Origin of the sequence: Sporosarcina luteola (assembly GCF_023715245.1) — a bacterium.
Classification (GTDB): Bacteria; Bacillota; Bacilli; order Bacillales_A; family Planococcaceae; genus Sporosarcina; species Sporosarcina luteola_C.
Genome location: NZ_JAMBNV010000001.1, coordinates 1,157,632 through 1,171,217 on the forward strand (window position 1 = coordinate 1,157,632; position 13,586 = coordinate 1,171,217).

12 protein-coding genes are annotated in these 13,586 nt (G+C 44.5%); 10 read left to right on the forward strand and 2 right to left on the reverse strand.

From position 1 onward, the window contains the following. Nucleotides 1-118: 118 nt before the first annotated feature. Nucleotides 119-1,426, forward strand: a complete 1,308-nt coding sequence (locus tag M3152_RS05375; protein WP_251694164.1) for a DRTGG domain-containing protein — start codon at nucleotides 119-121, stop codon at nucleotides 1,424-1,426. Nucleotides 1,427-1,460: 34 nt separating this feature from the next. Here M3152_RS05375 and M3152_RS05380 read toward each other — a convergent pair whose 3' ends face one another. Continuing rightward, nucleotides 1,461-1,781, reverse strand: a complete 321-nt coding sequence (locus M3152_RS05380) for a YtpI family protein (RefSeq protein ID WP_251694165.1) — start codon at nucleotides 1,779-1,781, stop codon at nucleotides 1,461-1,463. 91 nt (nucleotides 1,782-1,872) lie between these two features. Here M3152_RS05380 and M3152_RS05385 point away from each other — a divergent pair, with 91 nt between their 5' ends. The 9 genes from M3152_RS05385 (at nucleotide 1,873) to M3152_RS05425 (ending at nucleotide 12,459) form a co-directional block, all read left to right on the forward strand. Then, nucleotides 1,873-2,814 (forward strand): DHH family phosphoesterase, encoded by a 942-nt coding sequence (locus tag M3152_RS05385; RefSeq protein WP_251694166.1) that lies wholly within the window; start codon nucleotides 1,873-1,875, stop codon nucleotides 2,812-2,814. Between the two features lie 19 nt (nucleotides 2,815-2,833). Further along, nucleotides 2,834-5,899: a DNA polymerase III subunit alpha gene (locus M3152_RS05390; protein ID WP_251694167.1), complete on the forward strand. Its 3,066-nt coding sequence runs from the start codon at nucleotides 2,834-2,836 to the stop codon at nucleotides 5,897-5,899. Nucleotides 5,900-5,916: 17 nt separating this feature from the next. Then, nucleotides 5,917-6,318 carry a hypothetical protein gene (locus tag M3152_RS05395; protein WP_251694168.1) on the forward strand — a complete coding sequence of 134 codons (402 nt, stop codon included), beginning with the start codon at nucleotides 5,917-5,919 and terminating at the stop codon, nucleotides 6,316-6,318. A gap of 374 nt (nucleotides 6,319-6,692) precedes the next feature. Then, nucleotides 6,693-7,343 carry a FadR/GntR family transcriptional regulator gene (locus M3152_RS05400; RefSeq protein WP_251694169.1) on the forward strand — a complete coding sequence of 217 codons (651 nt, stop codon included), beginning with the start codon at nucleotides 6,693-6,695 and terminating at the stop codon, nucleotides 7,341-7,343. Beyond that, nucleotides 7,340-8,200, forward strand: a complete 861-nt coding sequence (gene accD, locus M3152_RS05405) for an acetyl-CoA carboxylase, carboxyltransferase subunit beta (RefSeq protein WP_251694170.1) — start codon at nucleotides 7,340-7,342, stop codon at nucleotides 8,198-8,200. Before M3152_RS05400 ends, accD begins: the two co-directional genes overlap by 4 nt. Continuing rightward, nucleotides 8,197-9,150, forward strand: a complete 954-nt coding sequence (locus tag M3152_RS05410; protein ID WP_251694171.1) for an acetyl-CoA carboxylase carboxyltransferase subunit alpha — start codon at nucleotides 8,197-8,199, stop codon at nucleotides 9,148-9,150. Before accD ends, M3152_RS05410 begins: the two co-directional genes overlap by 4 nt. An 86-nt stretch (nucleotides 9,151-9,236) precedes the next feature. After that, nucleotides 9,237-10,199: a 6-phosphofructokinase gene (gene pfkA, locus M3152_RS05415; RefSeq protein WP_251694172.1), complete on the forward strand. Its 963-nt coding sequence runs from the start codon at nucleotides 9,237-9,239 to the stop codon at nucleotides 10,197-10,199. A 46-nt stretch (nucleotides 10,200-10,245) separates the two neighbouring features. After that, on the forward strand, nucleotides 10,246-12,006 hold the full coding sequence (gene pyk / locus M3152_RS05420) for a pyruvate kinase (protein WP_251694173.1): 1,761 nt from the start codon (nucleotides 10,246-10,248) through the stop codon (nucleotides 12,004-12,006). Nucleotides 12,007-12,075: 69 nt separating this feature from the next. Beyond that, nucleotides 12,076-12,459: an FxsA family protein gene (locus M3152_RS05425; protein ID WP_251694174.1), complete on the forward strand. Its 384-nt coding sequence runs from the start codon at nucleotides 12,076-12,078 to the stop codon at nucleotides 12,457-12,459. Here the strand turns inward: M3152_RS05425 and M3152_RS05430 are convergent. Then, complete coding sequence (locus tag M3152_RS05430) at nucleotides 12,449-13,423, reverse strand: AI-2E family transporter (protein ID WP_251694175.1); 975 nt, start codon at nucleotides 13,421-13,423, stop codon at nucleotides 12,449-12,451. The two genes, M3152_RS05425 and M3152_RS05430, sit on opposite strands and share 11 nt — an antisense overlap. Between the last annotated feature and the right edge of the window lie 163 nt (nucleotides 13,424-13,586).

The following is a 13,586-nucleotide window of genomic DNA, read 5'->3' on the forward strand; positions in this document are numbered from 1 at the left end:
GATCGGTTTTTCTATAAGCCCGTATTCGATCATTTATCGACCTGAGTCTTCCTGCAAATACTATTCTTTCCGATGTATGATAAAATGGGAGCAGGTAAAAAGAGAAAAAGGTGAAAAAATGTCGACAAAACATGAGCTGATATTACGCTATATCGAAGGATTGGCAGTCGGCGAGAAAATATCAGTCCGCCAAGTTGCCAAGGCCTTATCCGTCAGTGAAGGAACGGCATATAGGGCAATAAAAGAAGCTGAAAACCAGAAGCTTGTGAATACGATTGAACGGGTTGGCACGATTCGTATTGAAAAAAAGAAAAAAGAGAATATCGAAAGGCTGACATTTGCCGAAGTCGTTAATATTGTAGATGGTGTCGTACTCGGAGGAAGAGACGGGCTTCATAAGACTTTGACCAAATTCGTCATCGGGGCGATGCAGCTCGATGATATGAGGCGGTATATAGATGCAGGCAGCTTATTGATCGTCGGGAACAGGCTCAAGGCACATGAACTTGCGTTAAGTGCAGGTGCGGCAGTCCTTGTCACTGGAGGTTTCGATGTTGCCGATGAAGCTAAGAAACTGGCGAATGAATTAAATTTACCAATCATTTCATCCAGTTATGACACATTCACAGTTGCAACGATGTTGAACCGTGCAATTTATGACCAATTGATAGAAAAGGAAATACTTCTTGTGGAGGACATACTAACTCCTCTCGCTGAGACAATCACGTTTTCGCCGAAGGATAATGTAGCTCATTTCAATGGAGTGAACCAGAAAACGGCACATTCGGGATATCCGGTCATTGATCGGAATGGAAAATTGATTGGAATAGTAACTTCCCGTGATGCTGTCGGAAAGCTTGGGACCGATCTGATTGAGAAAGTGATGACACAAAACCCGATCACTGTGAATGGGAAAACGAGCGTAGCTTCCGCGGGGCATAGCATGATATGGGAGGGCATTGATTTGATGCCTGTCGTCAGCGATAGCGGAATTCTCGAAGGAATCATTAGCCGCCAAGATGTCCTGAAAGCGTTTCAGATGACCCAAAGGCAACCGCAACAAGGAGAAAAAATCGATGATATCGTAAAGGGTCAAATGAAAGCTGTGCCTGATCAGCCGCTAAATATCGAATTCACTGTCGTTCCACAAATGACGAACCAATTGGGGTCTCTATCATACGGAGCCCTGACGACATTATTGACGGACGTCGGAAATCGAGCAATCAAAATGCGGAAAAGGGGAGAAAGCGTTCCCGAAAACATGACCATCTACTTCATTAAGCATGTTCAGCTCGGAAATACTGTAATTGTTGAACCAAGAATCCTTCATATGAGCAGGAGATTCGTCAAAGTGGATTTCGATCTTTTCTCGGATTCGGAACTAATCGCCAAAGCGATGGTTATGTATCAGCTTTTCGATAGATAATTGCTGGAATAAAAAAACTGATGCGGCGGTAGCATCAGTTTTCATTCAGCTTAGTCTCTTCATCAATAAATTGTTTATAGTGCTTTGCAGCTTTCGTATTAAAGAAAATGATATAAGCGCCTAGTACAATGAAAAGACTGGAAACGACATACGTTGCAATCCCTTCGAACAGAAGAAGCTGGTTAATTCCGAAGAAGAAAAGTAATCCGCCCAGAAAAGTACCAGCTTTGCTTGCAAAGTACTGTTTCCGGATTGGGAACACTTGACGTGTTCTGAATTGACGGGTTTTAAAATAAAAATAATAGACGCCTGATGCAATAATAAGAAAGACAAGTACAAAATTGAGTGTTTTCATAAAAGAGCCTCCATCAAATAACTTCTTTCATTGTAGCGGCTTTTTTCAGTAAATGCGAACAGAAATCATTGAATACCGGAGGAATCACAAATTGAAACGACAAATCATCGACACAATTGAACAATACGACACAATCATCATTCATCGCCATGTTCGGCCCGATCCGGATGCATACGGGTCGCAAGTCGGCTTGAAGGAATTGATAACAACCAATTATCCTGACAAGAAAGTGTATGCATCCGGGACGCATGATGATATGCTCACTTATTTAGCAAATCAGGATGAAGTAGGGCCTGATGATTATAAAAACGCACTTGTCATCGTTACCGATACGGGCAATACTGAGCGGATTGATGCAGAGTTTTATGAGAAAGCCGATTTTTTACTAAAGATCGATCACCATCCGAATGTCGACCCATACGGAGATATGAGATGGGTGGATACTGATGCAAGCTCCACTTCCGAAATGATTTATCTGCTATTTGAAGAAGGGGAAAAGCATTATGGATGGAAGATGTCTGATGCTTGTGCCCGTTTGCTATTCGCTGGAATTGTAGGAGATACAGGCAGATTCCTTTTCCCAAGTGCGACTGTAAGGACATTCGAAATTGCAAGCGGTTTAATCAAATATGATTTTGATCGGACGAAACTCTTCGCGGAAATGTATGAAGAAGACCGTAGATTGCTCCACTTGAAAGGTTATATGTATCAACAATTCACGATTGATGAAAACGGAGCGGCTTTCATTAAAATCGACAAATCGATTCTGGAAAAGTTCGGCGTAACCGCGAGTGAGACATCCCAACTTGTAGGAGCGCTCGGGGATGTGAAGGGAATTTGCGCATGGGTCATTTTTGTCGAAGAAGAGGATCAGATTCGTGTACGATTCCGTTCAAAAGGGCCGATTATCAATAAACTCGCTGCTGAATATGACGGCGGGGGACATCCGCTCGCTTCGGGGGCGTCCATTTATTCGTGGGATAAAGCGGATGAGGTCATTGCGAAATTGAAAGAATTATGTGCAATGAAGTAACGGTTCGGAGGGATTTTCATTGGTACTAGTCTATCCACAAATTGTGACCGGCGCCGATCTGCTGCGCGGCATTATAAAGCTTGATCATTTGGCCCCACTTCTGCAAAGGAGAGGGGCTCGCTCTGTTGGGATTGTCAATTCGAAAATGTATGGCGTCCGTTCATTCTGCAAAGTGATGGAGAAATACGACATCCATCCTGTCATCGGATTATCGATCCTGTTGGAGTTGGATGACGGTTCCGATATTCTGCTATATGCCTACGCGAAAGATGACAGAGGCTACAGCAATCTTCTTAAAATAAGCAGTGCGATCTCTACAAGGGAGCCAGAAACACTTCCTTTAAAATGGCTGCAAGCGTATAGCGAGGGATGCGTCTTCATTTGTCCAATGACCGATCATTCATGGGAGGGTAAACGGGGAATCGATACGATCCAGACGATACGAAAAGCATGTCAGACAGTCTATATCGGCATTTCCCGGCCAAGTGGAGTGAAGCACCATGCTGAAGATGAAATTCTGCGCACTGCGGAAGAGGTGGACACCTCCATTACCGCAATTCATGAATCAAGATATATTGCCGAAGAGGATGCCTTCGCTTTTGAAGTGGCTACGGCAATACGGTCCGGCTATAAGCTGAATGATCCGGCCCGGCCAAAAATGCAAGTCTATGATGCTTACGTGCCGGAAGAGCAAGAGTTACTGCAATGGTTTTCCGATCGACCGGAATGGATTGACAATATGGCTGAAATCATGTTGTCCTGCAATGCAAAATTGCCTCCAAGCCGCACGTTGATGCCTGCTTTTCCGGTTCCCGAAGGACACACGTCGGCTTCCCTGTTGAAGAAAAATTGCGAGGAAGGTTTGGTCCGCCGGCTAGGAAGCGTCAATCCTACTTATTATGAAAGACTTGGCAAAGAACTTGCCGTCATCGAAAACATGGGCTTCTCCGATTACTTTTTAATAGTCGAGGATTTCATGCGTTTTTCAAAGGAGAATGGGATATTGACAGGCCCGGGTCGGGGATCCTCGGCTGGTTCCCTCGTAGCCTACTCCCTCGGTATTACGGATGTCGATCCAATCAAATATGGACTCATTTTCGAACGTTTCCTCAATCCAGGCAGAGTTACAATGCCTGACATTGACATCGATTTTGCAGACAACCGCCGCTCTGAAGTGATTGAATATGTCGCAAAGAAGTATGGGAAGGCGCATGTTGCTCAAATCATTACCTTCGGAACGCTCTCTTCTAAATCTGTCGCAAGAAACGTAGCCCGGGTATTCGACTTCTCCAATGAAGAAATGTCTTTCTTATCCAAACAGATTCAGGAAGGGCATAGCAAAAGGCTGGAAGAGTCCGTCAGCAAGTCGAAAGCCCTTCAAGACTGGATTGCAATGGATCCTGTCCGTGCCAAGTGGTTTCAAGCAGCTAAAACGTTGGAAGGCTTGCCGAGAAATGCTTCCACCCATGCAGCGGGAGTCATCCTGTCTCCGATGCCATTAGTTGAAAATGTTCCACTCCAAAATGGCGGTGATGATATTTACTTGACTCAATGGGCAATGGGGGATGTGGAGGAAATCGGTTTATTGAAAATGGATTTCCTTGGATTGCGAAACTTAACGTTAATGGACCGTATCCAATCGATGATTCACTACGACACGGGCAAGAAGCTGCATTTCGAAGATATTCCTCTGAATGACGCAAAGACTTTTGAACTTTTCAAGAATGGCGACATGACGGGGATTTTCCAATTCGAGTCGGACGGCATGAGAGATGCGTTACGGCTGATCAAACCGGATGCGTTCAGCGACCTATACGCCATCAATGCATTATACCGGCCAGGCCCCATGGAGAATATCCCGCTTTACAGTCGGAGGAAAAACAAAAAGGAAAAAATTAATTATTTACACCCTACCCTAGAGCCGATTCTCCAGGAAACCGAGGGCATCATCGTATACCAGGAGCAGATCATGCAAATCGCTGTGCAGATTGCGGGGTTCACGATGGCGGAAGCGGATCTGTTAAGAAGGGCTGTCAGTAAAAAGAAACGTGAAGTGCTGCGACAGGAACGAGAACACTTTGTAAGAAGTGCAGTCCAGCATAACTTTCCCGAAGGCTCAGCAAGTGAAATCTATGATTTGATCGTTAAATTTGCGGATTACGGCTTCCCGAAAAGCCATGCAGTTGCTTACTCATTGATCTCCTACCAGTTGGCATACATCAAAGCGAATGCACCAGCTTATTTTTACGCCGCGCTGTTGTCGATGGCAACTGGAAACCAAGAGAAGACAATGGAATATATCCATGAGATCAGGGGAAATGGAATTGAAATCCTTCCTCCTTCGATTCAAAAGAGCAAATACTCTCATGTTGTCGAGAAAGGTTCAATTCGAATCGGCATAGGGGCGATCAAAGGTATGACCCCGTCTTTTTACAACGTCATAAAAGAAGCTCGTACGTCAGAAAAATGGAAGACCCTCTTCGACTTTTCAGCTGCAATCGGAGGAACCCATTTTACCGAAAAAACAATCATCCCTCTCATAAAAGCGGGAGCACTCGATGAATTCGGGGAAGACAGGTCCGTCCTGCTAGCATCGATTGAAGCTGCCCGCAATCATGCCCAATTCGTCAGTCCTGACGGAGACGACTTACTTCATGAAATCATTTATTCAGTAGCAAAGCCGAAATACTCTCCGGGCGGATCGATGCCGAGATTTGCCATGCTCGAATATGAACGGGAAGTGCTCGGTTTTTATTTATCCGAACACCCGGCATTGGAAATGAAAAAGACGCTGGAGGAACAAGTTGTGGATTTAGTAGTCGTTCCCGAGGCAAAAGAACGGACAATGCTAAAAGTCGCCGGAATGATTAGGGAAGTCAAGCGGATCCGTACAAAAAAAGGAGAAGCGATGGCTTTCTTGACTCTCCAGGACGAAACAGGAGAACTATCCTGCACAATCTTCCCAAGACAATACGCCGCAAGCAACATCCACATACAAGAGCTTGCAATGGTGCAAATCACAGGAACAATGGAAAAACGCAACGGCCAAACACAACTGATCGTTCAGCAGATTAACAGGGTTTGAAGGGAGAAAGTTAAGTTGTGAGGAAGTTATTGTTTTTGTTTTTTATACTAAGTGTATTTTTTATAGTTAGCGGGTGTAATGGTAACTCTGTCAAACAAATTAAAGCTGATTACTTTGATATTGGCTTTGGACAAAGCTTGTACGAGGGTTACAACAAAGTAGATAAAGAAACTGTTCAGTCGCTTGTGAAGGCTTACAATGAAATAGAATATAGTGGACAAACAAACCAACAAATTAATTATGAAAAAGCAGTAACGCTAACATTCATCTATAATGACCAAATTTCAAGTTCTTTGGTGATAGATGATAAGGGGATTTTTCATCTAAATGATGGTGCTGGAAATTATCAAATCGAGCCAAGTAATGAGATTTATAAACAGGCTAGAGAAATTTATAAAGATGTGAAGAAACAATATTGAGGTTTTCGTACTTAGAGAACAATATTGGGTAACTTGAGATTTTAGTAGCTGGATGTTTATCCTGAACAAATTTATTTTAATTGCAAACACCGTTGATCGGAGCAGATGGCGGCGACTCCTGCGGGAAAGCGAGACAGGTGAGACCCCGGAGGGAGCGAAGCGACTGAGGAGGCTCACCGCTCGCCCGCGGAAAGCGTCCGCCAGAAGCGGAGATCAACTTATCAAACTTTACCGGAGACATGTTGAACCATGTCTCTTTTTGTCTTTTCATCATTAATTCCCAGATATCTCTTTACGATGAGATCACTTTTCTGTATGCTAGTAAAAGAAGTGGTCAGACCACTCGGATTACGAATTCCAAGAGGGGCGGCCGTATGCAAAATACAAAACCATCATCTAAAATGTTCCTGGACATCGTTGACGAACTCAGGCTGATGATCAAGGCAGAAGGCATCAAGTCAGGTGACAAAATACCATCAGAACGTGTCTTGGCAGATCGCCTGCAAGTCGGAAGGTCGACAGTCCGCGAAGCACTAAGAAGCCTTGAGCTGCTTGGGCTAATCGAAACTCGGCGCGGTGAAGGGACATTCCTTGCAGATTTCAAAAAACACCAGCTTGTGGAAGTGCTTTCGACGTTTGTCATGCAACAGCCAAAAGCGGCAATGGATGTAACGGATACACGAATTATCCATGAAAAGGCGGCAATTCAAACAATCTGCGAGGATGTACACAAACGCAATTTGCCTGTTTGGGAAGGGCTGATCATGAAGCTCGACCAAGACGGCGAAGTTTTCCGGGAGGATATAATTCGGGAAATGATTGTCGCGACTGACAACCGATTATCATTGAAAATTTGGTTTATACTGAAACGATATAGCAAAGTTCCATACGAGCAAATGACGGTAGGCATTGAAAACGACATTGTGAGATCGTTGCTCAAGCACTTGATTGAAGGAAACGTAATAAACGCACTAACTGACTATAACAAGTGGATTGAACATATCGAGGGGGAAAACGAAGAATGATCCGTGAATTATTTACAAAAAAGAAGCAGGCGATAACGATACCTTCGGCTGATGCAAAAAACGACGTGCCGGAAGGTATCATGACGAAATGTCCGGAATGTAAGCAGATTATCTTGACGAAAGATCTGATAAAAACAGCAAAAGTTTGTCCGAAATGCGATCATCACTTTAAGATGACGGCATGGGAGCGTGTCGAATGCCTTTTTGATGAAAATACTTTTGAATCGATGGACGACCATTTAAAGTCGGAAAATCCATTGAATTTCCCTTCCTATACCGAGAAGATTGCATCAGATTCGGAAAAGACAGGATTAAACGAAGCGGTACTTACTGGGATTGGGAAAATTGGAGGAAATGAAGTTGCAGTTGCGATAATGGACTCTCATTTCCGAATGGGCTCAATGGGATCGGTTGTCGGCGAAAAGATCACACGGGCTATTGAAGCCGCTACTGATAAAAGTATTCCCGTCATCATCTTCTCCGCGAGCGGTGGAGCACGTATGCAGGAAGGTGTATTGTCCTTAATGCAGATGGCGAAAACGAGTGTTGCATTGCAACGCCATGCTGACAAAGGATTGCTGTACATCTCGGTCATGACCTATCCGACAACTGGAGGAGTATCCGCAAGCTTCGCGTCCGTTGGCGATATTAACTTAGCTGAACCTAAGGCGCTTATCGGATTTGCGGGGAGACGGGTGATCGAGCAGACTGTAAGGGAAAAGCTGCCGGACAATTTCCAGACGGCCGAATTCCTTTTGGATCATGGACAACTCGATGCAGTCATCGATCGTCGTGACTTGACGGAGACCCTTTCTAAATTGGTCGGACTGCACGTAAGGGAGGCAAACAAAATATGAGCAAGACATTGGCATTTGAGGAACCGATTGTGAAACTTCGGGAAAAGATCGATGAACTTGAAGAATTCACTTCAACCAATGAAGTTGATCTTTCCGATGAAATCGGGAAATTAAAAACGAGATTAAGCAATTTAGAGACTGAAATCTATAGCAATATGGAGCCTTGGGACCGCGTTCAAGTGGCAAGGCACCCGGAACGACCGACGACTAAGGATTATATCGCTGAACTATTCGAGGATTTCATGGAACTGCACGGAGATCGCTCGTTTGGGGATGACGCGGCAATCATAGGCGGAATCGGATTTTTCGAATCGATGCCAGTTACAGTGATTGGTCATCAGCGAGGGAAAGACACAAAAGAAAATGTGAAACGTAATTTTGGGATGCCCCATCCGGAAGGGTATCGAAAAGCATTGCGGTTAATGAAGCAGGCTGAAAAGTTTGGCCGTCCGATCATCTGCTTTATCGATACGAAAGGTGCTTATCCCGGGAAAGCGGCTGAAGAACGTGGCCAAAGTGAAGCGATTGCCCGCAATCTCATTGAAATGGCAGGATTGAAAGTGCCGGTAGTTTCGATCGTCATCGGAGAAGGCGGCAGTGGGGGCGCGCTCGCGTTAGGTGTCGCCAATCATATTCATATGTTGGAACACTCGACGTACTCCGTTATATCACCCGAAGGAGCAGCGTCCATTCTTTGGAAGGATGCAAGCCTTTCAAAACAGGCGGCGGAAGCGATGAAGATTACTGCTCCGCACTTGAAGGAAATGGGAATCATTGATGAGATTATTCCAGAAGTGCTTGGTGGCGCACATCGTGATCCGAAAGCGCAGGCAGTAGAAATGAGAAAAGTGTTGAAGACTTCATTAGACTCGCTTTGTGATATGGATATAAATGCAATTATAGATGACCGTTATAATAAGTTTCGTAATATCGGTGTGTTTTCAGAATGATAAGGTGCGGGTTTCCCCCGCATCTTTTCGTGTTATAAGAAATCATTTACAATACATAGTGAACTAAACACGTAGGGGTGATCCATTTGAAAAAGATCGGTGTATTGACAAGTGGGGGAGATGCACCCGGCATGAATGCTGCTGTCCGTGCGGTTGTACGGAAAGCGATTCATGACGGATTTGAAATTGCTGGGGTTTTCAATGGTTATCAAGGACTCATCCAAGGAAAGATTGAATTGTTGCAGCTCGGTTCTGTCGGTGACATTATCCAACGTGGTGGTACAATACTAAGATCCGCCCGTTCTCCGGAGTTCATGACAGAGGAAGGGCGTAATGAAGCGGTTCGCCAATTGAAGGCACATCATATCGATGGCCTCGTCGTCATTGGTGGGGATGGATCATTCCGAGGTGCGTTCGAATTAGTGAAGATGGGAATTCCGTGTGTTTGTGTTCCTGCCACAATCGACAATGATATTAATGGCACGGAATTTACAATCGGTTTTGACTCTGCACTGAATACAGTCATAGATGCAATCGATAAGATCCGGGATACCGCAACATCGCATGAACGCACTTTCATCATTGAAGTGATGGGCCGGGATGCCGGTGATCTTGCACTTTGGTCAGGGCTCGCAGGTGGTGCAGAAACCATTCTTATACCTGAAGAAGGCTATGATATGGATGAAATCGTACGTCGATTGAAGAGCGGTACTGGTCGTGGGAAGAAACATAGTATCATCGTTGTCGCAGAAGGTGTCATGTCCGGTTCGGCTTTAGCAGACTTGTTGAAGGAGAATGCAGGAATTGAAACGCGGGTATCTGTCCTCGGACATATCCAACGTGGGGGTTCGCCGTCCGCTCGCGATCGGGTTATTGCAAGCCAATATGGCGCAAGGGCTGTCGAAGTGTTGAGTGAAGGACGTGGTGGTGTAGCTATTGGTATGCAAAACCATAAGGTGGTAGACTATGACTTAGAAGTGGTATTTGCACCAACAGACCATGCTTTGGATATGGAACTGTATAAGTTATCCAAAGAATTGTCGATTTGACCAAATTACTCTATATGACGAGTACAATACGAAGGGGCGTTTTGTGATGAGAAAGACAAAAATTGTGTGCACAATCGGACCAGCCAGCGAATCACCGGAGCTACTTGAACAGTTGATTGAGGCAGGTATGAACGTAGCACGGCTTAACTTTTCACATGGTTCGCATGAAGAGCATAAAGCCCGGATTCAAGCCATTAGGGAAGCATCGAAAAAGACAGGCAAAGTAGTCGGAATTCTACTTGATACGAAAGGTCCTGAGATTCGGACGCACTCGATGAAAAATGGACAAGTCGAATTGATCACCGGCCAGCACGTCGATATTTCGATGACTGAAGTGGAAGGGAACGACAATGTTTTTTCAGTTACATATGAGAAGCTTATCGAAGACGTGGATAAAGGGTCTGTCATTCTATTAGATGATGGGTTGATCCAATTGGAGGTCGTCGGAAAGGATCTAGAAAAAGGATTGATCCGTACGATTGTTGTCAACTCAGGCACGCTAAAAAATAAAAAAGGCGTTAACGTTCCAGGCGTTTCGGTACAACTTCCTGGAATTACCGAGAAGGACAAAGAAGATATTTTATTCGGCATCCAGGAAAATGTTGATTTCATCGCAGCCTCTTTTGTGCGAAGAGCGTCGGATGTTATGGAGATACGGGAATTACTTGAGAAAAATGCTGGAGGGCATATCCATATTATTCCTAAGATTGAGAACGGAGAAGGCGTCGACAATTTAGATGAAATCTTGACGGTATCCGATGGATTGATGGTTGCACGTGGCGATTTAGGTGTGGAAATCCCTGCAGAGGAAGTTCCGATTGTCCAAAAAAACATGATCGAAAAGTGCAATCAGGTTGGCAAGCCGGTCATCACTGCGACACAGATGCTCGATTCCATGCAAAGGAATCCACGTCCTACACGAGCTGAGGCTAGTGACGTTGCGAACGCAATCCTGGACGGCTCGGATGCAATCATGCTATCCGGGGAAACAGCAGCGGGACTCTATCCGGTTGAATCCGTCCGTACAATGGACAGGATTGCGAAAACAGCTGAAAACGCAGTCGATTACCGTTCAGTCGTTTCTACACGCCGCCGAGAAAAACACGGCAATATGACGGAAGCAATCGGACAGGCTGCTGCGTATACAGCCATTAATTTGAAGGTGAAAGCAGTGCTTGCACCTACAGAAAGCGGTCATACCGCCAAAATGATCGCCAAATATCGCCCGGGGTGTCCGATTATTGCTATTACCGCTTCGGACGAATGTTCAAGGAAATTGTCGCTTGTATGGGGAATCTATCCGGTCATCGGCAAAAGAGTGAATTCAATCGATGAAATTTTGCAGGAATCTGTCGAGGAAAGTGTGAAGCACCAATATGTAACTCATGGTGATGTTGTCATTATTACGGCAGGGGTGCCGGTCGGCGAAGCAGGAACGACGAACTTGATGAAAATCCATGTCATCGGGGATATGCTAGCGAAAGGACAGGGAATCGGGAAATCAGTAGCTTTCGGAGAAGCGGTTGTCGCTCATAATGCGCAAGAAGCATTGGCGCATAACATGAAAGGGAAGATTCTTGTCACCTATTCTTCTGACCGTGATATGATGCCTGCAATTGAAGAGTGCGCCGGTCTAATAACAGAAGAGGGCGGTTTGACAAGTCATGCGGCTGTCGTCGGTCTTAGTTTAGGCATTCCTGTCATTGTCGGAGTTGAGAAGGCGACTGAAATCATTGTCACTGGAAAAGACATTACAATGGATGCGGAATCCGGAGTCATTTATAATGGACATGCAAGAGTATTATAAAAAAATGCATTTAGGCTGCCTTCCGATTTGTTTCGGAAGCGGCCTTTTTAGGATTGGAGTTGTTGTGGAATGAAATGGCTGCTGCCGTTATTTATCCTCGTACCAGCTGCGGAAATAATGATCTTGCTTTATTCTGGCAACACAATCGGAATCATGCCGACACTTCTGCTCATCCTTGTCAGTGGAATCGGAGGGGCTTACCTTGCAAAGAGGCAAGGCTTTAAGGCACTGGCTGATTTGAAGAACAGGATGGGAACGATGGAGGCCCCTGGAAATGCCGTAATTGATGGAGTCTGTATTTTCTTTGGCGCTATTTTATTGATTATGCCCGGTTTCATTACGGATATTGCGGGGCTTTTGCTGTTATTCAAATGGCCTCGGAAAATAATCCGGCCATTTATCGTCGGCTGGATTTACAAAAAAATGAAACAGGGCAGGATTGTCATTCGGTGAAAGCTGAATGCTTTTTCAGTTTAAGGGCTGCGAACAGTAGAAATGGAGTTAACAGAATGCCTGGTAACCCGAATAAGTATAATGAACATACGGTGATGAAAAAAGCATGGATCGCCTTTACACGAAATGCGGAAGCCCACATATAGGATTCAGCTATTTGCCTAGTCACAACGACGAAAATATATAGCAAGGCAAGCGATACACCGATGAACAATTGGTTGGAGTAGATAAAGAATGCCGTCATCGGGATTAGAAATAGACCGATGCCCAATAGTGGCAAGCTATCGGCGATGGATACAAGGAATGCAGTACCTATCGGCGATTCGAATCCAAGAAATGAGAACCCGATGATTAGGATGATGAACGTCAATAAAAATAATCGTGCTTCAACGAAAGCAAAAGTGCCGAACAATTCGCCGGACTTGGTGAAAATACGTTTGGCTGATGCGCGCATGCTTACAGGGAAATAGACAAGAAACCAAAACTTGTTTTTACCAGATTCGCGCAATGCAAAAAAATATGCGACGAGAAAGATGAACATGCTGAACATACGTTGGAAAAAAGTGGCGGTGAACGTAATTGCGTATTCGAGTAACGCATGTCCATAGTCAATTATCTTCTCCTCAAGGAATGAAAGGATTTTTCCTGTCAAGTTTGTTTTCCCGGTAACTGTTGACAGATGTTTTTCTAGAAGTGGCACCGTATCCATAAGTCCATGCAACGCGATGAAACTAAACGAACTGAAAATGAATAAAATGGAAAGCATGACGAAAAAAGTTGCGATTGTTAAAGGAAGTTTTGTCATTGCTCGGACCGCTAGTAAAATAGGTGAAGTAAAATAGGCGATGATGATAGCGATTCCGACGGGAGGAACTGCAAAGATGAAGATTCCGGCAAGTATGGCAGGAATCCATTGCATGGCCAGTGATTGGAGAGTTTGCTGTTTTATATGACTTTTTAGCAAGTTTTCATCCTTTTTCTATTAATTTATGAAGAAAACAATCGTTTCCATTCACAAAACTGTACTATTTGACTATAATGGGATTGTAAGCGTTTCAGACAGTACTAAATAAAAAGTAGATTTGCCGTAATTTGAAAGTTTTAAGTAGATGAAACGGCAATATTGA